This is a genomic window from Flavobacterium glycogeni (assembly GCF_048286775.1).
Classification (GTDB): Bacteria; Bacteroidota; Bacteroidia; order Flavobacteriales; family Flavobacteriaceae; genus Flavobacterium.
This window is the reverse complement of record NZ_JBLVPV010000010.1, coordinates 11,383-37,076: the sequence shown is the minus strand read 5'-3', so window position 1 is coordinate 37,076 and position 25,694 is coordinate 11,383. Positions and strand designations below refer to the sequence as shown.

The window sequence follows — 25,694 nt, the reverse complement described above, 5'->3', positions numbered from 1 at the left end:
ACGGCCTGTTTCAAATAGAACTTAAACTCATTAGAAAATAGCTATAAGTTGTTCGAAATGAAACAGGCTGTTTTGTTGAATAAAAAACAAGGTTAAAAACACTAATTTTCTATATTTGCATCTTTGAAACACTGGAAAAATGAACATCAAATTGATTGCCATTGGTAAAACCGATAACAAAGCCTTACAATCTTTAATAGACGATTATACCAAGCGTTTGTCTTTTTATATCAAGTTTGATTTGGATATTATTCCTGATATCAAAAACGTAAAAAACTTATCCGAAAGTCAGCAAAAAGAAAAAGAAGGCGAATTGATTTTAGCAAAAATTACGCCGACAGACCAGCTTATTTTGTTGGACGAAAACGGAAAAAACTTTTCGAGCGTCGGTTTTTCAGAAGAATTACAAAAGAAAATGAACTCCGGAGTGAAAACTTTGGTCTTCGTAATTGGTGGTCCTTATGGTTTTTCGGATACGGTTTATGCCAAAGCACAAGGAAAAATATCGTTGTCTTTAATGACTTTTTCGCATCAAATGGTGCGTTTGTTTTTTATCGAACAATTGTATCGTGGCTTTACGATTTTAAGAAACGAACCGTATCATCATCAGTGATTAGTTTGCAGTGTTAAGTCACAGTATTCAATTTAAAAACTTCACATTCTAATCAACATTCAAAAAATCAGTTTTAATTTGTGAAATTTGTATCTGATCATCTCTATCAAAAGCACTAAAATTCAAGAAAAGAATTAAACGTAAAAACTCCTTTTGCTGCCATCAAGAGTAATATCATCCAAAATTATAAATTTCTATCATTTTTTTTACGATTTTCACAAAAAAAAACTAACTTTACCACACACGATATCAATATCTTAACTAAAAAATATCATGAAGTTCAACACGGTATAATAAACAAATTACAAAACTTTCTAACAGTAATAATAGTCAATTCATTTTTAACATTTAAAAATTTTTATTATGAAACACTTATTTAGATTTTTAGCAATTCCATTTTTTTTATTGGGTATCGCATCTTGTAATAATAGCGACGACGATCCGAAACCAAGCACAACAACTTTTAATGCTACATTAAATGGTACAAGTGAAGTACCTTCCAATACTTCATCGGCAACAGGAACTGCAACACTTACATTCAATAATACTACAAAAACATTTACAATTACAGTAACTCATTCCGTTGCATCTGCCACTGGTGGTCATATTCATGTCGGGGCTGCAGGAACAGCTCCCCCAAATAATGTTGTTTTTCCGTTTACTAATTTAACCTCTCCAATAACTTACACAAGCGTTGCATTAACTACAGCTCAAGAAGCTGACCTTAAAGCCAATCTTTATTATGTAAACATACACAGTGCCGCATATCCAGGAGGAGAAATAAGGGGACAACTTATTAAAGGGAATACGTCCGGTGGTGGTGGTGGTTATTAAACTGCAATTTTTCACCTATAAGACTAAAGGCTTTCTTTTTACAAAAGAAAGCCTTTGTCATTTTTAAATATTGCAACAACAATAAAGCCCTTAAAAATGAGTATTTCTTAATTATTTTAATTTTTTTTTAAGGTCTAAATAATATTGTTTTCTTGTTAGTAAACAAACTCCTGATTAAAAACTATTAATCCCAGTCTTGGTTTTGAAAACTTTAGTTTTTGTAATTGGTGATCCTTATGGATTTTCGGACCCAGTTTATGCTAAAGCACAAAGGAAAACATCGTTGTCTTTAATGACTTTCTCCCATCAAATGGTACGCTTGTTTTTTATTGAACAATTGTATCGTGGATTCACGATTTTAAGAAACGAACCGTATCATCACCAGTAATTATTTGTTTAAAGTTTTCTTTACTTGAAGTTTAAAGTTTAGTAAATAAATTCTTGATTACTTTTCATTTCTACTTTTAAACTTTCAATAAAAATTTTATTTTGTATATAACTTCCAAAGCTTAAATCTTTATCAAACCTAAATAAAAAGGTAGTTGCAACATCTTTGGGTAAAACATTATTAATTAAATCTTGAAGTTTTTCCTTTTTGAAAACTTGATTTTCAATTAAAATCTCATTATTCTTATTGAAAAATATGATGGTTCCAATTGGTTTTTCCAGTTTGTAATACACATTTGTAAAAGGAATAAAAGCCAAATTTTTTCCAATCGTATCAGCGTAAGAATAATAATTTTGGGCTTTTTCATTCTTATGTGCTTTTTCCTCCCGCTTTTTTTGTTGCAGCTTCATGATTTCCGGAATTACTATTCGCAAAGGCAAACGCTTGTCTATACTGAGAATCCAATTGGTAGAAATAATGCTGTTTTTCCTGTTTACTTCTGCCAGCGTATCTTTGCCTTTTGTTCTGAAAAAAATATAGATTGGCGAAAGATCGTCTACATTTTTGACAATTGTTGTATTGGCTTTTGGCAACAAAATATCTTCTTTGTTTCCACAAGAAAATAAAGTAAAAAGGACAATTAAACTAAAATATTTCATCTTTATAAATTGATTTTATTGAATAATGTAACGCATTCCACAGCTTCTTTTACATCGTGAACACGAAGGATTTTTGCTCCTTTGGTCAATGCCAAAGTGTTCAAAACGGTGGTTCCGTTTAACGCATTTTCTATAGTGGTATTCAGCGTTTTATAAATCATTGATTTTCTGGAAATCCCAACAAGAAGTGGCAGTTCCAGCATATTAAACAATTCCATTTTTTGAAAAACCTCGTAATTTTGATCTATTGTTTTGGCAAAACCAAAGCCTGGATCAATAATTAAATCATTGATTCCAAAACTTCTTGCCTTGGCAACTTTTTCAGAAAAATAGAACAACATTTCTTTTACAATATCATCGTAATTCGTGAGTGTTTGCATCGTTTGCGGATTGCCCCGCATGTGCATCATAATATAAGGAACATTGTATTTTGCAATTATCTCCAGCATTTTGTCGTCCAGATTTCCTGCTGCAATATCGTTGATGATAGCCGCGCCGCTTTCAATCGAAGCTTTTGCCACTTCACTTCTAAAGGTGTCAATCGATAGTATCGTTTCTGAAAAATGTTTTAGAATCAAATCTACAACAGGAACAATTCTAGAAATTTCTTCTTGTTCCGAGACAAATTCTGCATTTGGTTTACTGGAATAAGCGCCAATATCTATAAAAGTAGCACCATCAATTAGCATTTTTTCAACTTGAGAAAGGATTTCGGTTTCATTTTTATACTTTCCACCATCAAAAAATGAATTGGGAGTCACGTTCAAAATCCCCATTACTTTGGGAGCTGATAAGTCAACAAGTATTCCTTTGCAGTTAATAGTCATTCGTTTACAGTTTTAAAGACTTCAAAATTCTACATTCAAAAAAATTATCTTATTTTTGAAAAAATTTGAATACAAATATACACCAATAATGAAGAATACTTCAAAGGAATATGATACTGTAATTGCGACTTGTCGCACGCTGTTTATCAACAAAATGAAAGATTACGGATGTGCTTGGCGAATTTTAAGATTGCCTTCATTGACGGATCAAATCTACATTAAAGCACAAAGAATTAGAAGCTTACAAGAAAACGAAGTCCGCAAAATTGATGAAGATGAAACAGGCGAATTCATCGGGATCATCAATTATTCTATTATGGCGTTAATTCAATTGGAATTAGGCGTTGTGGATCAACCTGATTTAAGTGTCGAAAAAGCAACTGAATTATACGATGCCAAAGTCAAACTGACCAAGGATTTAATGGAAGACAAAAATCATGATTATGGTGAAGCTTGGCGTGACATGCGCGTGAGTTCACTGACAGATTTGATTTTGCAAAAACTACTTCGTGTCAAACAAATTGAAGACAATAAAGGAAAAACATTAGTTTCTGAAGGAATCGATGCTAATTATCAGGATATGATTAATTATTCGATTTTTGCCTTGATTTTAATGGGTTTTGGAAATAAATAATAAAAAGCAATAACAAAACATGAAAAATATAATTACTCAATTTTCTAGAATTTTCGTTGGAATCCTATTCATTATCTCCGGATTAATCAAACTGAATGACCCAATTGGGTTCTCCTATAAACTCGCTGAATATTTCAGTGAACCCGTTTTCAACATGCCTTTTTTTGTTCCATTTGCATTAGGAATCGCTTTATTTTTAGTAATTCTTGAAGTAGTTCTGGGTATTATGTTGCTCATTGGCTACAAAACCAAATTCACTATTTGGAGCTTATTAATCTTGATTGTATTATTTACTTTCTTGACTTTTTATTCAGCTTATTTTAATGTGGTAAAAGATTGTGGTTGTTTTGGAGACGCTTTGAAATTAACGCCGTGGCAATCTTTCACTAAGGACATTGTTTTACTTTTCTTTATTCTACTATTATTTTTTAATCAAAAATTGGTAAAACCGTTGTTTAGCAATAACGTACAAAATATGGCTATTTACGCCAGTATCGTTTTATCTTCGTTTATGGGAGTTTTGGTTTTAAACCATTTACCATTGATCGATTTCAGACCTTATAAAGTAGGGAACAATATTCAAAAAGGAATGCGAATTCCTGATGGAGCAGAAAAATCAGTGGTGGAAATGGTCTTTATTTACAAAGTTGGCGGTGTAGATAAAGAATTTACCGAAAAAGATTTGATGTCGATTCCGGAAGGCGCCGTATTTGTAGACAGAAAAGACAAAGTCATCACTGAAGGTTACGTTCCTCCTATTCATGATTTTACAATGGAAAAAGACGGTTCAGATTACAAAGATGAATTTTTAGAAGAACCAAAATTGATGCTGATTACAGCATACGATTTGGTTAAAGCAGATCACAGTGGAATGGCAAAAATGGAAAAACTGAATCAGGAAGCTAAAGCAAAAGGGTATAAAGTAGTTGGCATGACCGCTTCTTCACCGGAAAAAATAGCTGCTGCAAAAAAACAATTCGGATTGACATTTGACTTCTATTTTTGTGATGCTATAACTGTAAAGACTATCGAAAGAGCCAATCCAAGTATTGTATTGCTTGAAAAAGGAACGATAATGCAAAAAGTGCATCATAATGATATTGCAGATTTAAAATTCTAAATAACTTATACCGTTAAAAGTCGTAAAGACATAATACTATACTTTACGACTTTAGACTTAAAAAAAAGACAAAATGCTTTCTAAATAAACCGGTGAATCAAAATCATTCGATTATTTATAAACTATAACGATATTGTTTTGTCGTTTTTGAATTCTGCTTTCAAAATTTCTTATTCTGTATAACGCATTCAAATTGTTTGTTTAACTTTGTTAAAAAACAATACTATAATGAAAAGAATAATAGCATTACTCATTGCGTTTGCAACATTCTCTTGCACATCAAATGCGCAAAAAACTAAATTCTCCAAAGAAGCTTTATCCGAAACCCTTTTAGCCACTGATGGAAGTCAAGTTGCTTTTAAGGATATTTTAAAAAAATACAAAGGAAAAACCTTGGTAATAGAAGTGTGGGCTTCTTGGTGTGGCGATTGTGTTAAAGCAATGCCTAAATTTAAAGAACTACAAGCTAACAATCCTGATGTTGCCTACTTATTTATTTCGATGGATAAAACTGCCGATAAATGGAAACTAGGAATTGAAAAACACGAATTGAAAGGCGACCATTTCATGGCAAATGACCAAATGAAAGGGGTATTTGCAAAAGCTGTTGATGTCGATTGGATTCCAAGATACATTGTTGTAGACAAAAATGGAAAGATTGTTTTATACCGCGCTATAGAAACTGATTTTGATAAAATCAATGAGACTCTCAAAAATTTAAAATAACATATTGTAACAATCAATTGCAATGTTGAAAAACTAAAACCAAAAACTAAATATAATACAACTAAAATGAGAAAGAAGATTGTTGCCGGAAACTGGAAAATGCATAAAAATGCAGAGCAAACTGAAGATTTATTGAATGAATTAATAGCAAAAATACCAACTGATACAAAAGCACAAGTAATTGTAGCTCCAACATTTGTAAACTTGGCTTCAGCTGTTGACCATTTAGAGTTCACGAATATCGATGTTGCGGCACAAAACGTACATCAAGCTGAAAGTGGTGCTTTTACAGGTGAAATTTCGGCTGATATGTTAAAAAGTGTTGGTGTAGATATTGTAATTCTGGGACACTCAGAACGCAGAGCTATTTTTCATGAAACGGATGCTTTGATTGCCAATAAGGTAAATACGGCTTTAGAACATGATATGATGGTTATTTTTTGCTTCGGCGAAGAATTAAAAGACCGTCAATCAAAAAATCATTTTAATGTGGTAGAAAACCAATTGCGAGATGGTTTATTCCATATTGAATCAAAAGATTGGGAAAGCATTGTTTTGGCCTATGAGCCAGTTTGGGCAATAGGAACTGGAGAAACAGCTTCTCCGGAACAAGCGCAAGAAATGCATGAATTCATCAGAGAAACAGTTCGTAAAGCTTTTGGAAGTGAAATCGCTGAAAACGTATCCATCCTTTATGGCGGAAGCGTAAAACCTGAAAATGCCAAAGAAATATTCTCAAAACCAGATGTAGACGGTGGTCTTATTGGTGGTGCTGCCCTAAAAGCAGATGATTTTGTAGCAATTGTAAATGCTATATAATTTTTTTCAATAACGTTTAGAAAAGAGGTTTGAAATTATTCAAACCTCTTTTTTTTTAGTTTTCATTATTCAATAGAAAGAGATAATACTACCTTTGCAAAAAAAAGAAGCATGTCAAACATTTATATCGGGTATCATTTTACTATTGAACCCAAAGACTCGAGCGATAGCGAACAGGCGAAGCAATTGGGGTCTGAAATATTAATTGCAGAATTAGGAGAAAAAGCATTTGAGAGTTTTACAGAAACCGAAACTGGGATTTCAGCTTTTGTTCAAAAAGATTTGTGGGACGAAACCATTTTAGAGGATATTCATATTTTACAATCGGAGGAATTTACAATCGATTATACATTTGAAGAAATCGAACAAGTCAACTGGAATGAGGAATGGGAAAAGAATTTTGAAGCGATAGATGTTGATGGAAATTGTCATGTACGTGCTCCTTTTCATCCAAAAACGGATGCCGAATTTGATATTGTAATCGAACCAAAAATGAGTTTTGGAACGGGTCACCACGAAACGACTCACATGATGATTCAGCATTTATTAGAAATAGATGTTACCGGAATGAAAACCCTTGATATGGGTTGCGGAACAGCTATTTTAGCAATACTTGCCGAGATGAAAGGTGCACAACCAATTGACGCCATTGATATTGATAATTGGTGTTACTTGAATTCTATAGAAAATGCACAACGCAATAATTGTAAGCACATTACAGTTTATGAAGGTGAGGCCGCTTTATTAGAAGGTAAAAAATACGATTTGATTATTGCCAACATCAACAGGAATATTTTGTTGAACGATATGCAAAGTTATGTTGATAGTTTAAATCCTAATGGAACACTCCTTTTAAGCGGTTTCTACCAGGAAGACATTCCATTTATTGATGCTTCATGTACTGAAAAAGGATTAACTTATGTTAAAAAATTTGAAAGAAACAATTGGGTATCTTTAAAATATGTAAATTAGTGGTACTATTTTTTTATTAATTACGAAAGTACAAAAACCTACAAAATGAGTACTAAAGAAAAAGTAAGAGAAAGAGTTAGTGTCAAGGAAGCTATAAGTCTGGACAATGAAATAGTAGTTTACAACGATGATGTAAATACTTTTGATCATGTCATTGACACTTTAATTCGAGTTTGTGATCACACTCCGGAACAAGCAGAACAATGTTCATTAATTGTACATTATAATGGGAAGTGTACCGTAAAAACGGGTCCTTATGATAAATTAAAACCACAATGCACTCAATTATTAGAAGCAGGATTAAATGCGGAGATAATTTAAGAATAATAAAACTTCCCTTTGAGAAATAAATTACTATTAATAATTCAAAAACATTCTCTTTTATTCTATATTTGAATAAAAAAAAAGTGTTTTTATGGAGGAATATGGTAAAATTTTAGTTTTTGTAATGCCCGTTTTTTTGATATTAATTATCATTGAGAAAATTTACGGGCATTATAAAGGGGAAGATACGGCACCAAATATGGATTCTGTTTCGAGCGTAAGTTCCGGAATGGTTAATTCAGTTAAAGATGTTTTGGGTCTTACCATAACACTGGTTTCTTACGATTGGATTGTGTCAAAAATAGCTTTATTCGATCTTGAAGCTACATTTTTAACCTATTTTATTGGATTTATCGCTATTGATTTTTATGGCTATTGGAGTCATCGTTTGTCTCATCAAATTAATTTTTTATGGAACAAACATGCAATTCATCACAGTAGTGAAGAATTCAATCTGGCATGTGCCTTGCGTCAACCCGTTTCCAGTTTTGTGAATCTTTTCACTTTTTTATTGATTCCAGCTGCTCTTTTAGGTGTTCCTTCCAAAGTGATTGCGATAACCTTACCGATTCATTTATTCCTTCAATTCTGGTATCACACCAAGCACATTAAGAAAATTGGTTTTTTGGAAAACATATTGGTTTCGCCATCACATCATAGGGTTCATCATGCCATCAACCCTGAATATATGGATAAAAACCATTCACAGATATTTATCATTTGGGATAAGTTATTTGGTACTTTTCAAGCAGAATTAGAAACCGTCCCTCCCGTTTTTGGAATTACAAGACCGGCGAGAACCTGGAATCCTATTCGGATTAATTTTCAGCATTTATGGTTATTAATTACGGATGCTTGGCGTGCCGAAAACTGGAAAGACAAGTTCACCATTTGGTTTAAACCAACAGGCTGGCGTCCAGAAAATTTTGAAGAAAAATATCCCGTAACCAAAATCACCAATGTCTATGATTTTGAAAAATATGGAGTCCAACATTCTAAAAAACTGATGTACTGGTCCTTATTTCAAGCTATTATTACATTGTTACTTATTAGTTATATGTATAATTCCATAGCAATAATAGGTTTGCCAAATGTATTTATTTACGGTGCCTTTATTTTTCTGACCGTTTACAGTTATACCGAATTAATGGATACCCGGAAAATTTCTGTATTCTGGGAAAGTATTCGCTTTGTATTCGGAATTGGGCTAATTTTCTATTTTGGAGATTGGTTTGGAATGGATCAACTCTTTCCTTTTGCGAGTTATGTTGTTGCAGGTTATCTTATTTTGTCATTGATAGTAACCATTTATTTTGTCAGCAGTAATTTTGAAAAAGAAACAATGATTGTAGCTCAATCTTAAAAATAACGTATGAAAAGCAACTTAATATTAAATAGTTTTATTGGGTTTAGTCTTGTTTATCTTTCATTTCTATTTTTTGGAAATGAAAATACTGTTTGGTTTTTGAAACCCTTTTTATTGCCATTTTTACTTTTAGCAGTTTATTTTCACGAAAGGTTCACTACCAAAAAAATTCTTTTAACTGCTTTGACTTTATCATGGATAGGTGATATTATTTTGATGTTTGCTGACAAAGGAGAATTATATTTTATAGCAGGATTGATTGCCTTTCTTCTTTCGCATATCTCCTATATCATACTGTTCAGCAAACAATTGAAGATTTATTTAAAGAAAAGTAAAATCATTTTTTGGGTTGGAGTTACAGCAATTGTCTTTTATTTAATAGTAATGATGCTGATTTTACTGCCAAGTCTGGGTGACTTAAAAATTCCTGTTTTTGTTTATGCCCTGACAATTTCCATTATGTTGTTATTTGCGCTCAAAGGCTTTTTAAACTGGCAAAAACCAGCCAACATCTATATCTTAATTGGTGCTACCATTTTTGTAGCTTCAGATAGTATTTTGGCATTTGATAAATTTTATGCACCGCTGCAATACAGCTCATTCCTGATTATGGCAACCTACTTACTTGCACAATACTTGATTGTTACCGGCATTTTAAAATTAAACAAAAAAAAGTAGCATTTTCATACGAGAATGCTACTTTGATAACAGATGTGTTTCGATTAATGAGGTAATTTATTTTTCAATAATCCGTATAAATAAGTTCCCAAAAGAGCTCCAAAAAGCACTATCAGAACAGTCCAAAAACCGGCACCCAATAAGATAAATATAGGACCCGGGCATGAACCTACCAATGCCCAACCCAATCCAAAAAACAATCCTCCTATCCAATACCGCGCAGAACCTTTTTCTTTATCCGGAATTTCTATGGATTCTCCTTTGATGTCTTTTATATTGTTTCTTTTTATGATTTGAATACCAATAATTCCTGTCAAAATAGCCACAGCAATAATTCCGTACATGTGAAACGACTGAAATTGGAACATTTCATAAATGCGATACCAAGAAACAGCTTCTGATTTAGTCAGCACAATTCCAAAAACAAATCCAACTAATACATATTTTACTATATTTTTCATGCTTTTTATTTTAATATTAAGGTCATTATGATTGCTTAGTAATTCTTATTTTAAAATTAATGGCAATAAAAAATGCGCCATTATCAATCCACCGATGAAAAACCCAATAACAGCTTTCAAAGAAGGAAGTTGTAAATTACTCAAGCCTGAAATAGCATGTCCTGAAGTACAACCACCAGCATAACGAGAACCAAAACCAATCAAAATGCCACCAATAAGCAGTATGAAAATACTTTTTGGAGATTCTAAAATAGCAGTTCCAAAAAGAGCATCGGGCATTAATTTTCCGTTTGGAGCTTCAATACCAAGTTGTGCTAATTGTGCAATTGTTTTAGGATTAATATCCACATTTGAAGCATCATCCATAAAATGCACGGCAACAAAACCACCCAGCATAGCTCCAAGAACGACTACTAAATTCCAGCGTTGTGCTTTCCAATCAAAATCAAAAAAGGCTACTCGTTTTCCTAAACCAGCCATAGAACACAACGAACGCAAATTAGAAGACATTCCGAAAGACTTTCCGAAATAAATCAAAGAAAGCATAATCATACCAATCAAAAACCCAGAAATATACCAGGACCATGTTTGAAAAATAATATCCATATTGTTTTTTTGTGCAAAGATAAGAAGCATTTTACGAGATTTTGGAAGAAATGCTACATTCGATTAAAAAATGATGCATCCAAATTATTACGGGAACTCGTACGAAGGTCTAAAGTTCTGTTTATATTTGTATTATTTAAATTACGTGGTATTGTAATTGCTATTTAAATTTTACCTAATAAATTTTACCTAAACATGAAAAAATCAATCTTTTTTATTGCTTTGCTAATCGGAATGACTTCTTGCACCAGTACACAATCTACTTTGAAAAACACAGATGATAACGCCCCAAATCTTACCCTTTCAAAAGACAATACTTTTGTGATTACTGAATATAGTAAAGACAAAAAATATGGCTATGATAAAGATTATCCAATCAATATTTTCTTTAATAACACTAAAAATGAATCCATCAACCAAGGTCGGTTTTTAAACGCATTAGCTGGACCTAATGGCGAAAAAATTACGTTTACTAAATTAGAAAACTGTTGCCCGTTCCCAACAAAAAGAAGCGAATTAGGTGCCGGATTTTTGGATGTTTATGAATTAAAATGGGAAGGCCAGAAAAAACCGGTTACGCTTTATCTGAATATCTATGAAAAAGGAATATTGATGGTTCCAGTGGGATTTTCATTGAAAAAACAATAGATTTCGAATCCCAAAATATCTTTATAAACCAAATCCCTAGCCCTGATGGTCCCGAAGCGTCGGGAGAAATCCTCCCGTTTTTTCGGGAGATTGCAACGTACAGCAGGAAAAAGCTCCTAATAAAAAGTTAATCCAAGAAATTATTTGCAAATCATAAATAGTAAATCGTAAATCATAACTACCTTTGCACTTTCTAAAAAATTCATATTATGAACCTACAACATATTCCACAAATCAAATATACTGACAGTGGCAATTTCTTCCTACTAGCTGGTCCTTGTGCCATTGAAGGTGAAGAAATGGCAATGCGAATTGCCGAAAAATTAGTTGGTATTACTGATAATTTACAAATCCCTTTTGTTTTTAAGGGTTCTTTCAAGAAAGCGAATCGTTCCAGAATTGACAGTTTCTCAGGAATTGGTGATGAAAAAGCATTAAAAATCCTTAGAAAAGTTTCGGAAACATTTGGAGTTCCTACTGTTACTGACATTCACACGAATGAAGATGCAAATATGGCAGCTCAATATGTTGATGTATTGCAAATTCCCGCTTTTTTAGTGCGTCAAACGGATTTAGTAGTGGCTGCTGCCAACACCGGAAAAGTGGTCAACTTGAAAAAAGGGCAATTTATGAGTCCGGAAAGTATGAAACATGCGGTTCAAAAAGTATTGGATTGTAACAATGAAAACGTGATGGTTACGGATAGAGGAACGATGTTTGGTTACCAAGACATGATTGTTGATTTCAGAGGGATTCCTACTATGCAACAATACGCCACTACTGTTCTTGATGTTACACACTCACTGCAACAACCCAACCAAACGGCTGGTGTAACTGGCGGAAGACCAGATATGATTGAAACCATTGCTAAAGCAGGTATTGCTGTAGGCGTGGATGGAATTTTTATTGAAACCCATTTTGATCCTGCCAATGCAAAAAGCGATGGTGCCAATATGTTGCATTTGGATTATTTTGAGTCCTTAATGACCAAGTTAGTTGCCATCAGAAAAACAATAAATACATTTTAAATTTAGGCCCCAAATTCATTGAAACATTTTTTTTTATATTCCGCATTCCTAATTATACTATTCACTAATACTACAATTGCACAGGAAAAAATAACAATTCAAGATCGATATACCACTCATAACAAAGGGAAATTTTTTGTTTCATGGGGAGGAAATAGAGACAGCTATTCTAAATCTGATATAACTTTTCGCGGTAAAGATTACAACTTTACTCTCGAGAATGTACAAGCGCATGACAAACCAAAAGGATGGCATGTAGACTATATCAATCCAGCCAGAATGACCATTCCTCAAACTAATTTTAGATTGGGGTATTTCATAAATGACCATTATAGTGTTGCTATAGGTGTCGATCATATGAAATATGTAATGACTCAAAACAAGGCAGTTAACATCAATGGTTATTATCCTAATCCAGGGTCGTATGACGAATCATTGCCCAACAATCAGGTGCTTTTAACCCCAGAATTTTTAACTTTTGAACATACTGACGGTTTAAATTATGTAAATACTGAATTTTCCAGACACGATGATATTTCCTCTATTTTTAAAATTGGAAATACGGACAAAATTCAAGTTAATTTAACCGAAGGAGTTGGTTTTGGTCTATTGTATCCAAAAACGAATACAAAGCTATTAGGAAAAGAACGTCATGACGATTTTCATGTTTCGGGTTATGGAACTTCATTAAAAGCGGGTTTGAACATTACTTTTTTCAAGCACTTTTACATACAAGGAGAACTTAAAGGCGGTTATATTAATATGCAAGACATACGAACTACAAAAAGCTCAGAAGATACTGCTTCACAAGATTTTTTCTTTTTTCAAAGAATAATTGCTATTGGAGGAATCTTCAGAATATAAACAGAGTGTCAATACTAAAAAACGAGGCTGTCAGTAAAATGACAGCCTCGTTTTGTTTAACCTTTTTTTTCATTTAAATGATAGCAATACGTTTTATTTTAATTATAAATTTGTTTATACCATTGCTCTTATTATAAATAATTATTAGCTAAATTTGATAGTATGTTTTCTTCTAAAATTAAACAATTCATAAAATTTGTATTTGTCCAAAATCCGAATAACAAATAACTTTAAAACTCAATGACTATAAAAAAAAGTAATCCTGATTCAGAAGGGATCTATCATTTCGATAATTTTTTTAATATCTCAGCTGATTTTATTTGTATTGCAGGATTTGATGGCTATTTCAAGAGAATAAATCCAGCTGTTTCAAAATTATTAGGTTTTTCAGAAGAGGAATTATATGCTAGACCTATCAGTAGTTTTGTTTACGCACCAGACCTTAAGATGACTATCGAAACCAGAGAGCAAGTATATAAAAACAAGCCCCTTTTAAATTTCGAAAATCGGTATTTAACTAAAAGCGGAGCCATTGTTTGGTTATCTTGGACATCCGTGCCTATCGAGTCTGAAAAACTAGTGTATGCGATTGCCAAGAACATCACTCACAAAAAAGAAGAAGAAGAAGAACGCAATTTACTTCTTGCAAATCTTACACAAATCAATAAGGAACTTACCGTTTTATCACACAAAACATCCCATGATTTAAAGTCACCTATTAATAACATGCTTTCGGTTTTTAGTCTTATCGATGTTTCTAAAATCAATGATCCGGAAACATTGGAATTGATTAACATTCTTAAATTAACTAGTGAAAATTTAAAACAAACTTTAAACGATTCGATTGATGAATTGGTTGAAAATGAAAATATAAATACTCAAATCGAAGAAATAAATTTAAATGAATCACTTGCTGAAGTCCTTGTATCCATCAATTCCTTGGTACGAGATTCAAAAGCAATTATTCATGTTGATTTTTCGGATTTTGAAAATGTTGCTTTTAACAAGGCATACATTAAAAGCATTTTTTTGAATTTATTAACCAATTCGATTAAATATGCAAAACCAGATCATGCGCCCGTTATTACTATCCACTCCAGAAAAGTCAACGGAGTGAAGCAATTAATTTTTTCTGACAATGGACTTGGTTTTGATATGGATAAAGTAAAAGATAAGATTTTTGGGTTGTATGAAAAATTCCACAGTAACATTGACAGTAACGGTATAGGATTGTATCTAGTCTACAATCACATCACTAGTTTAGGCGGTCGAATTGCAGTTGAAAGTAAAATAAATGAAGGGGCAACATTCACTATTTCCTTCAAATATTAAATGTAGTATCTTTACTTATCCAAAGGCAATCATAAAACATCATTAACTAAATTTGTAAAGGATATGAAAAACTTTGATTGGACAACATTTACCAGACGAATTGCGGTAAGATCAACTCTTGCCGAAATGTATGCTGCATGGACAAAAACTACGGAAATAGAAAAGTGGTTTTTAAGCAATGCTAATTATTTCGATGCAAACAAAAACCTTGTTGACAAAAACACTCCTATTGAAAAAGGTTTTACCTATGAATGGCATTGGTATTTATATGATGGAGTTGAAAAAGGAAAAATAACGAACGCAAATGGCGAAGATTTTATTCAATTTTCATTTGCTGGAGACTGTTTAGTCGACATTAAACTTTCAACTCAAGACGATTACATTATAGTTGAATTAACTCATAAAAATATTCCGACAGATGACAGCTCAAAGGAGAACATTCGGCTTGGATGTGATTCAGGTTGGTCCTTTTTTCTGTTAAACCTAAAATCTGTTTATGAAGGAGGATTGGATCTCAGAAATAAAAATCCTAACCTGAAAGGAATGATTAATAGTTAGGATAAAATAAAGAATGCATGTCATTCCATAATCCCAGCCCAATAAACAAAAAAAAACTACAAGCGTATAACTTGTAGTTTTTTTATGCCTTGATTGAATATTGAAAAATTTATTGAACCTTCACCGTACTTACAATTCCATTCTGATCTATTAAATATAGTAACGAAGCCATCGTTGCTGCTCCTAATTCTAATTCTCTTTTATTGATGGCATCAAAAGTGTCATTTGCAGCATGGTGGTAATCAAAATAGCGTTGTGAATCCGGTTGCAATCCAGCCTTTACGATATGATTTGATTTTAACGGACCAATGTCAACTCCGGAATGCCCTTTTACAAATTTGTGAACTAAATAAGGTTCGAATAAAGTTGCCCAACTACTGATTTTATTGAAATTTGCTTCATCAGCATCAATTGAAAAACCTCTTGGCGAAAAACCTCCTGAATCACTTTCTAAAGCAAAAATATGGTTTTCGTTGTTTTTATTGGATTGCACTTCATATTCGTTTCCGCCGCGAACACCGTTTTCTTCGTTCATGAACAATACCACGCGAAGCGTATTTTTAGGTTTATACCTTATATTTTTGAAGATATTCAATACTTCCATACTTTGCACACATCCAGCGCCATCGTCATGAGATCCGTCCCCTAAATCCCACGAATCAAGATGCCCGCCAACGACCATTATTCTTTCAGGATGTTCAGAACCCGTCATTTCACCGACAACATTATAAGACAAAACATCATCAAACGTCTGACAGGATTGTTTTAAATAGAATGGCGCATTGGGTTTATCTTTTAAACTTTTACTTAAAAGTTCAGCCCCATTTGTACTAATTGCAGCAGCCGGAATTCGTTGTTCTTTTGAAATTTCTCCATAATTGGTTGCACCAGTATGTGGTAAATCATCCAATCGCAAATTCATCGATCTGACAATTACGGCTAATGCACCCAGTTTTCCGGCTTCTCTTGCTCCTGAGGATCTTTGGTCTACACAACTGCCATACGCTTTGAAAGTTTCAATAAATTCAGGATTCATAGGTCTGTTAAAGAAAATGATTTTACCTTTTACTTTTTCTTCCCCTAATGCTATTAATTCTTCTAAACTGTTTACTTCAATTATAGCCGCTTGCACTCCTTTTTTTGGAGTGGCAACTGAGCCGCCCAGCGCACATATTGGGAAAGTGATTTTTTGTTTCCCAATTTGTAAATAAGCGATTTCTTTTTCGCCTCGAACCCATTTTGGCACCATCACTTCCTGAAGGTATACTTTATCTAATCCGAGCGTTTCCAATTGCGCTTTGGTATATAAAACCGCTTTTTCTGCTCCGGTTGAACCCGATAATCGGGAGCCAATTTTATTGGATAAATGGTCCAGCCAGGGATAACATTTGGCATTGGTCAAGGATGATTTGTAAATTTCCTTCAAGGTTAGTTCCTCTTTAGTTTGAGCAAAAAGAACAATTCCGTTAAGGAATAGTGCAACACATAAAATTGATTTTCTCATAATTTAATACGGTGATGGTTTGAATTTTTTGGTTTCAATAGGAACGGCAATTTCGTGATTCTTAACGAATATTTGATATCCCATTCAAAAAAAAATCTGCAAATTGTTTTTTTTTTTGAATTGATAAAAGTAAATAAAAGCCGTTGACCATCGCATTGCTTTTAATAAATACGCTTTTTCACAAAAAAACCCTTCGGTATAAATATCGAAGGGCTGATCATAAATAAACTAACCAAAATCTACTTAATCAACAAAAAATCAACTTTATTATCAGTGCTTGAATCCGTACCTACAATAGCTTGAAAAGTACCCGGCTCAGCAATAAACTGTAAATCTGAATTATAGAATTTTAATTCTTCTACAGAAATTTCAAAAATTACCGTTTGTTTTTCTCCTTTTTTAAGGACTATTTTTTGGAATCCTTTCAATTCTTTTAAAGGTCTTGTAACTGACCCAACTAAATCTCTTATGTACAATTGAACTACCTCTTTTCCATCATAATTTCCTGTGTTTGTAACGTCAACGCTAACCATTAATTTCTCGTTGAAATTCATTTTATCGGATGAAATTTTCAAGTTTGAATATTTAAAAGTGGTATAGCTCAATCCAAAACCAAAAGGAAATAAAGGCTCATTTCTTTCGTCAATATAATTCGATCTGAATTTTTCAAATTTCCCTTCTTTGTTCGCAAGTGGTCTTCCTGTATTTTTTTGATTGTAATAAATAGGCACCTGCCCTACACTTCTTGGGAACGTCGCCGTTAATTTCCCAGAAGGATTTTCATTTCCAAACAAAACATCAGCAATAGCACTTCCTGCTTCACTTCCTGCAAACCAAGTATTTAATATTGCTGGAACAGTTTCATTTTCCTGAACTAACACCAAAGGTCGACCTGTAAATAAAACCAATACAACCGGTTTTCCCGTTTTCAATAATGCTTGCAATAAGTCATTTTGCGCTTGTGGAATCTCTAAATTCGTTCGGCTGCTGCTTTCTCCGGACATTTCTGCTGATTCTCCTAAAGCAGCAACAATTACATCCGATTGACTCGCTATTTTCAAGGCTTCCACCAATAATTCTGCAGAAGTTCTATTATCTCGGTGTAACGTTTTTCCAAACATGGTCGCTTTTTCTTCAAAAGCCGCATCATAATCCAGATTACTCCCTTTGGCGTAAAGCACTTTTGTGGCATCACCGGCAACTTCTTTGATTCCTGCTAGTAATGAAATGGATTTATCCATATTAGTAGCCACACTCCAAGTACCAGCCATATTTTCTTTGGCATCAGCCAATGGCCCAATAACAGCAACAGTCCCTGATTTTTTAAGAGGAAGCAACTGATTATTATTTTTTAATAAAACCAAAGACTGTGCAGCAATAGCTCTTGCTTCAGCTCTGTGACTTTTTGTAAAAACTTCTGTTTTAGCCCTTTTTTCATCACAATATTTATACGGATCATGGAACAATCCCAAATCATATTTGGCATTCAAAATAAGACGAGCCGCATTATCTATTTGTTCGATGCTTACTTTTCCTTCCTCCAATGATTTCTTTAAAGTCGTAAGGAAACCTTCACCCACCATATCCATTTCAATTCCGGCATTTAATGCCAAAGCAGATACGGTTTGCAAATCCCCCATTCCGTGTTCGATCATTTCTGGAATTCCCGTGAAATCAGTCACCACAAAACCGTTGAAACCCCATTGTTTTCTCAACACATCAGTCATTAACCATTTGTTTCCCGTTGCAGGAATTCCGTCAATTTCATTGAAAGATGCCATAACCGAACCTACGCCGGCATCAATAGCGGCTTTGTATGGAGGGAAATAATCATTGTACATTTTTATTCGGCTCATATCAACCGTATTGTAATCACGTCCTGCATCTGGCGCGCCATATAAAGCAAAATGTTTCACACACGATAAAATGGTATTGTTCTTTGACAAATCATTTTGTTGATACCCGTTGACCATTGCTTTTGCAATTTGGCTTCCCAAAAACGGATCTTCACCCGAACCTTCAGAAACCCTTCCCCAACGTGGATCACGGGAAATATCAACCATAGGCGAAAATGTCCAGTTGATTCCATCGGCACTGGCTTCCTGAGCAGCAATTTGAGCACTGCGTTCAATCAATTTCATGTCCCAAGTACAAGACAATCCAAGCGGAATAGGAAAGGTCGTTTCATAGCCATGAATCACGTCCATTCCAAAAAGCAACGGAATCTTCAATCGGCTTTTTTCGACAGCAATTTTCTGTACTTCTTTTATTTTCTGAACTGATTTGATGTTGAATAAACCGCCAACTTTACCTTCTTCGATATTTTTAGCCACATTAGAGCTACTGGCAGCACCAGTTGTAATATCACCCGAAGTGGGTAAATTCAATTGACCAATTTTCTCTTCCAAAGTCATTTTCGAAAGCAACTCCGCTACGAATTCGGTTTTGGGTTTAATTGTAACCGCCTTTTTAGTTGTCTTTTTTTGGCTGTAACCAAAAAGCGAAAAGCCAATAAGGAGTATAATAAGTTTAATTTTCATTTTATCTATTTTTGTTTGTTTGAACATCCAGTCATAAATTTCTTGGTTGTCATATACTTTTGTATAACTATCGAGATTTGCATCATCAAAAATTGTTAGCGCAACGTTGGCATTTCTATCCCTTAAAACCCGTATTTCCCTGAGTGAAAACCAAGATTGATTAAACCTTGTTTTACCTCAGGTGCATTCATAAATAGTTTCCATAATAAACCCGAACGATAATTTTCTAACATCACAATTTCTGGTCCTTGATCAATCGCTAAGTAGCGTTGCGCTGTCCATTTATACTGTAGACTGTTTGCATCGTAAAATCCAGCTACACCCCAAGTTTCCGTTTTATAGTTTTCATATAAATTTCGCATTAAGGCAATAGACTCAACCGGCGTATAAACAATGGAACTTATTGCAGCTGTAGGTGAAATGACTCCTTTGTCATTGCTGGGCATGTGTGCATCATAACCAATGGATTCATCACTATTTCTAGAATAAGACGCAGTCAATCCCCAATAATTAGCCCCATAGCCTTTGAATTTTTTTGGATTGGCAACAGCATACAAATAATTGATTTTTGTATGATTGGAATTCAAATCCCAATAATTAGCATACTTGTCGGTTAACTGATTTGGATCTAATCCTAAATAGGAATAATGCGCCCAAAATAAAGGTCCTCCGAATTCTTCAGCACCATTGTGTTTTAAAATCAAAGGCAAATTGTATTTGGTTTTAGCCGAAACTATTGCACCACTTCTTGCCCAGCCTTCATGATATGCCGCAGGTGTGATTGGATGTGTTGGTGAAGCTGCCGCCATGACATACGTAATCAAACATTCGTTATAACCTTCAAGAGGAAAATTCATTTGCCAATTGTAATTAGGTGACCAATGCCAGTATAATTTATTCTGATTGTTCGTGTACCATTGCCAATCAATTCCTTTCCAGAGTTCGTCGAATTTTTGACTAACAGCCTTTTCTTCAGCTGTTCCGTTTTTAAGGTATTCTCTAACAGTGATTATCCCTGCTGCCAAAAAAGACGTTTCAACTAAATCACCGCCATTATCCTTTGTACCAAATGGTTTTACTTTACCCGTATTTCCATCGATCCAATGCGACCAAGCTCCGTGAAAACGATCCGCAGTTGCTAAAAAGTCAGCTATTTTATTTAATCTTTCCGTACCTTGATTTTTACTGACATAGCCACGAGACATACCCGAAACGATGGCCATCAACCCAAAACCAGAACCTCCGGTTGTTACTATATTAGCATCATTCTCGGGATAAATACCATCAGGATGATAGCGTTCTCTCGCCATCCCTGAATTAGGCTCAGCATAATCCCAAAAATAAGCGAATGTTTGCTTTTGTACTAAATCGATTAATTCTTCATCCGTTAATTTTATAATTGGTGGATTTACCGCTGTACTCTCATTTGGCTTATCTCCATAGGAACTACAACCCAAAAAAGTAAAAAACATAAATAAAACTGAGATTTTAATCATTTTGGAATTTTAAAATATTTACAAAATAAACACTCCTTACTTCTCCAAAATAGAAAAGAAAAGTAAGGAGTGTTTTTTATTAATAACCTGGATTTTGTGCTGACAAACCATTAGCTTGTCTTATAAATGAATCCGGTATAGGAAATAATTCGTTTTTATTTTCTGTAAAAGTTTTTCCGTCAATGGCAAAAGCAGCCTTAGCTTGTCCTGTTCTTACTAAATCAAAGAATCTATCGTGCTCAAAAGCCATCTCAACTCTTCTTTCTTTCCAGATTGCTTTTCTAATGTCTGCTTGTGATACTGCAGTTGTAATACCTAATCCAGCTCTTGCTCTGATTTGGTTCAACAAAGGAATAGCATCCGGAGTTTGTCCTAATTCATTAAGTGCTTCAGCTTTCATTAATAGTACTTCGGCATATCTCAAATATTTGATATTAGCATCCGTTTCCCAACCCTCCGTATAAGCAGAAGAATAGGCTTTAAAATTGTATCTTTCATTTTCAACAGTATTCGGTACTACTCTACCATCGTACAAAGTGGTTCCTCTAAAAATGATTGTTGCATTTTTTCTAACATCGCCTGCTTCATAAGCATTTACCAAACTCTGAGATGGAGTATTGAATCCCCAGCCCCATCCACCAGCACCACGAGCGCCTTGAGAGGCTGAATATCCTTGAATTCCTCGTGCAGGAACTGAGCCTACACCATTAATTTCAAAAATAGATTCTGCACCGTTTTCTCCTTCCAATCTAAACATAACAGCATAATCTGGAACGATAGAATAACCCGTAACCAGATTACAATTGTCTACTACTTTTTGCCAGTTTTTTTGGTATAAATTTACTTTTGCCAACAATGCATAAGCGGCTCCTTTTGAAGCTCTTGCTTTTTCATCAGCAGAATAGGCTGATTTATTAGGCAATACCGCAATAGCGTCATTCAAATCGCTTTCGATAAAAGCATAAACCTCTGCAGCAGTTTTACGAGTTAATAACATTTTTTTGTCCTCAGCAGATACCGGATTTGGTAAATGATCAACAATAGGAACACCACCATAAGCTTTTACCAAAGTAAAATACATAAAGGCTCTTAAAAATTTAGCTTCCCCAAGCAACCTTGCTCTTAAATTTGCATCCGCTTTATCTAATTGAGGAATAATGTTTAAAGCTTGATTACATCTGTTAATCCCATCATAATTAGCCATAAAAGTGCTTTCAACTGAAGGATTTGAGGCATTGTATGTTAAAGCATCTAATACATCTTTATCAGTACCTGTATCTCCGGGAGATGATCCTTTATCAGCATCATCAGAAGTAATGCTTGAGAGTCCGATCCAACCGAATGAAGTCATGTCCCAATCTAAAAATTTACTGTAAATTACTGTTACAAATGTTGCTGCACCAGCGTCATTATTGAACAATTCAATATCTTTTGTAGAAATGGATTCTGTTTGATCCACATCTAAATAATCGTCAGCACATCCAGAAAAAAAGCATGCGCATAGTACGAACATTGTTATATATATCTTTTTCATAATATTAAAATTTTAAATTAGCACCAAGAACGAAAGATCTTAAGGTAGGATAAGCATCCAGTTCAACCCCTTGATTTCCATAAGGATTACCATCTCCGTTAAGTTCTGGAGAAAATCCTGAGAATTTTTGAGTTATAAATGGATTGATTGCATTTACATAGATTCTGCAATAGCTTAAAAATTGATTCTCTTTTATAGGAATTTTGTAACCTAAAGCAATATTATTGATTCTGAAGAAATCTCCCGATTCTAAATAGTAAGTAGACGCTACAGGAACTTGATTAAATGGAGCTGGATTTGAAGCAGTTGTATTATTTAGAGTCCAAAAATTTGTAGCTACTGATTGCTCTATATTTTCTCCTGTAAAACGTTGTGCTTTTTTACCATTGTACACTTTTGCACCACCAGTACCGTATCCGTCAACTGAAAAATCAATGTTTTTATAGTTTAAACCTAGCGTTACACCATAATTAGAAGTTGGTAAAATAGAACCTACGTATTTTTTATCAGCTGTAGCAGATAAAGTTTCTTGAGTCACTTTTGCACCGCTAGCGTTATAATATAACATTTTACCGTTTGCAGGATCTACACCGGCATATTCATATAAATAAAAACTTCCCAATGGTTGACCTACAGCGTTTTTACTAAGTAATTTAGTATCCTGGCCGTTACCTAAATTACCTCCAATAATTGGAGAAATATCAAAATCTTTCAAACCTGCAAGTCTATTTTTGTTATTAGAATAGTTTCCTCCAATCCAATAACTCAAGTTGTCAGTTAACTTATCATCCCAACGCAATGCAATTTCATATCCTTTATTTGAGACTTCGCCAACATGTCCAGGTGTAGCTACAACAATTCCTGAAGTTGGATAAGGTTTTACATTCAAAATTACATTAGTTGTATTTTTATCATATAGATCAAACGATCCTTTTAATCTGTTGTTCAATAATTCAAAATCTAAACCTGCTGAGGCTTCTTCTGTAATTTCCCAAGATAAACTTGGATCAATTTGAGAGTTGATAGTTGTTCCTTCGTTTAATATTGACCCTCCTAAATAGCTATTAAGTCCTGATGCATATGCTTGATTATTAAGCGGTACGGTTTGATTTCCTAATTTACCCCAACCTCCTCTTAATTTAATCAAATCGACACCTTTTACATTAGCCATAAAATTCTCTTTGGTAACAACCCATCCTAAACCAAAGGCAGGAAAAGTACCCCAACGATAATCTTTAGCAAAATTTGAGGAACCATCACGTCTAATTGTTCCTGTAATCAAGTATCTGTCCATTAATTTATACTGGAATCGACCAAAATAAGAAGCCAATCTAGTTTCGTTAAAAACTTCATCTTTATAACTGATCACATTACCTATATAATCAACATCTTTTAAAGACCAATAACTAGAATTTGCATTTACATTCTTTCTCTTGACAGTCAACTTTTCTCTAGCTCCTTTAACTGATGTTTCCATACCAGCAGTTACTTCGATGTCATGAATCTCATTAAATAACTTATTATACGTCAAATAATTTGATAAGTTCCAATTAAAATATTGTTCTCTTCCTTTAGTTAACTCATTAATATTTGTTGGTAAAGTATTTCCAGGGCTTGGATCTCCAGCGATGTCAACAGCTCTTGTATCTTCAAAATTATATTGTTTCCAAGAATAATATTCACCATTAAACTGTGAAGTGAATTTTAATGATTTTAAAATTTCGTAATCTAATTTTAAACCTCCTTGTAAACTTACACTACGTTGTTCTTCATCATAAAAATCTAATTGAGCAACGGGATTTCCAACATTATTAAATGAGGAACCACTAGTGCTTGCAACCCCATTAGCATCTACAAAAGAAACACCGTATTGACCTGATGCAAAACGTACCGGAACAATTGGAGATTGTTTGTAAGCATTTGTAAAAGCGCTTAATGGTTTTGGAGTTGAATTAGCTGATGTAAAACTAAAGTTTTGATTTATAGTTACTTTTTTAGAAATTTTATATTCATTATTATTTCTAAAAGTAAAACGACTATAATCAAGGCCGTTCAAAATTGCTTTTTCTTCATAATTTCCTATACTGAAAAAGTATTTCACATTCTCTGTTGCCCCAGAAATAGAAGCATTATTTTGAGTATACGATCCTGTTCGGGTAATTGCATCAAACCAATTTGTATTCACTGGCTGATTTTCAGAAAAAGTATTGTTGTTCAAAGCGGCATTTGAATATCGGGCATATGCATCACTTCCTTCCATTTTTACTGTTTTCAATGGCTTTCTAAAACCAGCAAAGCTTTCAACTTCTACACTTACTTTATTACCTTTTCCTTTTTTGGTTGTAACAATGATTACACCATTTGCAGCTCTGGTACCATAAATAGCCAGTGAAGACGCGTCTTTCAAGATTTCATAAGACGTAATATCGTTCGTATTAATGTTATTAATATTATCAGTTGGCATACCATCTACAACATACAAAGGAGTTCTCCCTCCTAATGCAGTTCCCAAACCTCTAATAATTACTGAAGGTGTACTTCCCGGCAAGTCAGAAGAAATTACTTGAACACCTGCCGCTTTACCTTGTATGGCTTGCGAAGCATTCAAAACTTTAGTTTTGGATATTTCTTCTGCTTTTAATGAAGTAATTGCGGTGGTATTATCAATCTTTTTTCTCGTTCCATACCCAATGACAACTACTTCTTTTAGTTCAGTGTCCTTGGATTCTGAGAGTATTATTCTCATGAAATTCGCTGTTGCTTTTATTGAAATGGCATCAAAACCTACCATGCTAATTTTTAATTCTTCGCCAACTTTGGCGTTGATATTAAAATTCCCGTCAAAATCAGTATCAGTTGAAGTTTTAGAATCTGTCGCTACTATAATCGCACTTGGAATTGCCATCCCTTTTGAGTCTAAAACTTGTCCCTTAATTACTTGACCAGACATATATGCCGGAAGTAAAATGAGAGCTAAAAAGCTAAAAATAAAATTTCTCATATATTAATAATTTGTTAAAGTTAGTTGAGTCAAACTTAGATAATTACAACGTTATAGTAAGCAACATAGAGGTACTACATAAACACATCAAATCATTAAAATAGCGAGATAAATCAATGATTTAAAGCGATTAATAATAACATTGAGGTACTATACAGAGGC

General features: G+C 33.7%; 24 protein-coding genes and 1 pseudogene. 16 read left to right on the top strand and 9 right to left on the bottom strand.

What is annotated here, in order from left to right; translation table 11 throughout:
- The first annotated feature begins 139 nt into the window (after nt 1-139).
- The 3 genes and pseudogenes from rlmH to ACNQGX_RS09785 form a co-directional block, all read left to right on the top strand.
- Nucleotides 140-613 (top strand): 23S rRNA (pseudouridine(1915)-N(3))-methyltransferase RlmH, encoded by a 474-nt coding sequence (rlmH, locus tag ACNQGX_RS09795; RefSeq protein ID WP_114753979.1) that lies wholly within the window; start codon nt 140-142, stop codon nt 611-613.
- A gap of 363 nt (nt 614-976) precedes the next feature.
- Nucleotides 977-1,447, top strand: coding sequence for a CHRD domain-containing protein (locus ACNQGX_RS09790; protein WP_417975781.1), 471 nt, complete (start codon nt 977-979; stop codon nt 1,445-1,447).
- Between the two features lie 202 nt (nt 1,448-1,649).
- Nucleotides 1,650-1,835, top strand: a pseudogene (locus ACNQGX_RS09785) (23S rRNA (pseudouridine(1915)-N(3))-methyltransferase RlmH); the annotation flags it as partial.
- Nucleotides 1,836-1,873: 38 nt separating this feature from the next.
- Here the strand turns inward: ACNQGX_RS09785 and ACNQGX_RS09780 are convergent.
- Both ACNQGX_RS09780 and folP read right to left on the bottom strand, forming a co-directional pair.
- Entirely contained in the window at nt 1,874-2,494 is a 621-nt protein-coding gene (locus ACNQGX_RS09780; RefSeq protein ID WP_417975779.1) for a hypothetical protein, read from the bottom strand.
- Between the two features lie 2 nt (nt 2,495-2,496).
- The gene (gene folP, locus ACNQGX_RS09775; RefSeq protein WP_417975777.1) at nt 2,497-3,321 is read right to left on the bottom strand and encodes a dihydropteroate synthase; all 825 of its coding nucleotides are present in this window, start codon (nt 3,319-3,321) and stop codon (nt 2,497-2,499) included.
- 88 nt (nt 3,322-3,409) lie between these two features.
- On the opposite strand from folP, the gene ACNQGX_RS09770 reads away from it, so the two are divergent.
- From ACNQGX_RS09770 to ACNQGX_RS09735, 8 genes are all read left to right on the top strand, one after another.
- Nucleotides 3,410-3,955, top strand: a complete 546-nt coding sequence (locus ACNQGX_RS09770) for a DUF1599 domain-containing protein (RefSeq protein ID WP_417975775.1) — start codon at nt 3,410-3,412, stop codon at nt 3,953-3,955.
- Between the two features lie 19 nt (nt 3,956-3,974).
- Nucleotides 3,975-5,075: a BT_3928 family protein gene (locus ACNQGX_RS09765; protein WP_417975773.1), complete on the top strand. Its 1,101-nt coding sequence runs from the start codon at nt 3,975-3,977 to the stop codon at nt 5,073-5,075.
- Nucleotides 5,076-5,303: 228 nt separating this feature from the next.
- Nucleotides 5,304-5,801, top strand: a complete 498-nt coding sequence (locus ACNQGX_RS09760; protein ID WP_417975772.1) for a TlpA family protein disulfide reductase — start codon at nt 5,304-5,306, stop codon at nt 5,799-5,801.
- Nucleotides 5,802-5,867: 66 nt separating this feature from the next.
- Nucleotides 5,868-6,620 (top strand): triose-phosphate isomerase, encoded by a 753-nt coding sequence (tpiA, locus tag ACNQGX_RS09755; RefSeq protein WP_131916439.1) that lies wholly within the window; start codon nt 5,868-5,870, stop codon nt 6,618-6,620.
- A gap of 111 nt (nt 6,621-6,731) precedes the next feature.
- Nucleotides 6,732-7,592 carry a 50S ribosomal protein L11 methyltransferase gene (prmA, locus tag ACNQGX_RS09750; protein WP_417975771.1) on the top strand — a complete coding sequence of 287 codons (861 nt, stop codon included), beginning with the start codon at nt 6,732-6,734 and terminating at the stop codon, nt 7,590-7,592.
- 45 nt (nt 7,593-7,637) lie between these two features.
- Nucleotides 7,638-7,913, top strand: coding sequence for an ATP-dependent Clp protease adaptor ClpS (locus ACNQGX_RS09745; protein WP_417975770.1), 276 nt, complete (start codon nt 7,638-7,640; stop codon nt 7,911-7,913).
- A gap of 94 nt (nt 7,914-8,007) precedes the next feature.
- Nucleotides 8,008-9,279, top strand: coding sequence for a sterol desaturase family protein (locus ACNQGX_RS09740; RefSeq protein WP_417975768.1), 1,272 nt, complete (start codon nt 8,008-8,010; stop codon nt 9,277-9,279).
- Between the two features lie 9 nt (nt 9,280-9,288).
- Nucleotides 9,289-9,960: a lysoplasmalogenase gene (locus tag ACNQGX_RS09735; RefSeq protein WP_417975766.1), complete on the top strand. Its 672-nt coding sequence runs from the start codon at nt 9,289-9,291 to the stop codon at nt 9,958-9,960.
- Between the two features lie 44 nt (nt 9,961-10,004).
- Here ACNQGX_RS09735 and ACNQGX_RS09730 read toward each other — a convergent pair whose 3' ends face one another.
- Both ACNQGX_RS09730 and ACNQGX_RS09725 read right to left on the bottom strand, forming a co-directional pair.
- The gene (locus tag ACNQGX_RS09730; RefSeq protein ID WP_417975764.1) at nt 10,005-10,421 is read right to left on the bottom strand and encodes a DUF6691 family protein; all 417 of its coding nucleotides are present in this window, start codon (nt 10,419-10,421) and stop codon (nt 10,005-10,007) included.
- Nucleotides 10,422-10,466: 45 nt separating this feature from the next.
- Nucleotides 10,467-11,027, bottom strand: a complete 561-nt coding sequence (locus tag ACNQGX_RS09725) for a YeeE/YedE family protein (protein ID WP_417975951.1) — start codon at nt 11,025-11,027, stop codon at nt 10,467-10,469.
- A gap of 195 nt (nt 11,028-11,222) precedes the next feature.
- Between ACNQGX_RS09725 and ACNQGX_RS09720 the strand changes: the two genes are divergently transcribed.
- From ACNQGX_RS09720 to ACNQGX_RS09700, 5 genes are all read left to right on the top strand, one after another.
- Complete coding sequence (locus ACNQGX_RS09720) at nt 11,223-11,675, top strand: 2-dehydro-3-deoxyphosphooctonate aldolase (RefSeq protein ID WP_417975762.1); 453 nt, start codon at nt 11,223-11,225, stop codon at nt 11,673-11,675.
- Nucleotides 11,676-11,884: 209 nt separating this feature from the next.
- Complete coding sequence (kdsA, locus tag ACNQGX_RS09715) at nt 11,885-12,703, top strand: 3-deoxy-8-phosphooctulonate synthase (protein WP_417975760.1); 819 nt, start codon at nt 11,885-11,887, stop codon at nt 12,701-12,703.
- 18 nt (nt 12,704-12,721) lie between these two features.
- Nucleotides 12,722-13,567: a hypothetical protein gene (locus ACNQGX_RS09710; RefSeq protein ID WP_417975758.1), complete on the top strand. Its 846-nt coding sequence runs from the start codon at nt 12,722-12,724 to the stop codon at nt 13,565-13,567.
- Nucleotides 13,568-13,807: 240 nt separating this feature from the next.
- Nucleotides 13,808-14,899: a PAS domain-containing sensor histidine kinase gene (locus ACNQGX_RS09705; protein WP_417975756.1), complete on the top strand. Its 1,092-nt coding sequence runs from the start codon at nt 13,808-13,810 to the stop codon at nt 14,897-14,899.
- 63 nt (nt 14,900-14,962) lie between these two features.
- Nucleotides 14,963-15,457, top strand: coding sequence for an SRPBCC family protein (locus tag ACNQGX_RS09700; protein ID WP_417975754.1), 495 nt, complete (start codon nt 14,963-14,965; stop codon nt 15,455-15,457).
- 109 nt (nt 15,458-15,566) lie between these two features.
- Here the strand turns inward: ACNQGX_RS09700 and ACNQGX_RS09695 are convergent, their stop codons facing one another.
- The 5 genes from ACNQGX_RS09695 to ACNQGX_RS09675 all read right to left on the bottom strand — a co-directional run bounded on the left by ACNQGX_RS09695 (nt 15,567) and on the right by ACNQGX_RS09675 (nt 25,532).
- Nucleotides 15,567-16,961 carry a M28 family peptidase gene (locus ACNQGX_RS09695; RefSeq protein WP_417975752.1) on the bottom strand — a complete coding sequence of 465 codons (1,395 nt, stop codon included), beginning with the start codon at nt 16,959-16,961 and terminating at the stop codon, nt 15,567-15,569.
- A gap of 239 nt (nt 16,962-17,200) precedes the next feature.
- Entirely contained in the window at nt 17,201-19,501 is a 2,301-nt protein-coding gene (gene bglX, locus ACNQGX_RS09690; protein ID WP_417975750.1) for a beta-glucosidase BglX, read from the bottom strand.
- A 122-nt stretch (nt 19,502-19,623) separates the two neighbouring features.
- A complete protein-coding gene (locus tag ACNQGX_RS09685) occupies nt 19,624-20,997 on the bottom strand; it encodes a glucoamylase family protein (protein WP_417975749.1) in 1,374 nt (457 codons plus the stop codon).
- 79 nt (nt 20,998-21,076) lie between these two features.
- A complete protein-coding gene (locus tag ACNQGX_RS09680) occupies nt 21,077-22,531 on the bottom strand; it encodes a RagB/SusD family nutrient uptake outer membrane protein (protein WP_417975747.1) in 1,455 nt (484 codons plus the stop codon).
- A 4-nt stretch (nt 22,532-22,535) separates the two neighbouring features.
- On the bottom strand, nt 22,536-25,532 hold the full coding sequence (locus ACNQGX_RS09675; RefSeq protein WP_417975745.1) for a SusC/RagA family TonB-linked outer membrane protein: 2,997 nt from the start codon (nt 25,530-25,532) through the stop codon (nt 22,536-22,538).
- Nucleotides 25,533-25,694 lie beyond the last annotated feature (162 nt).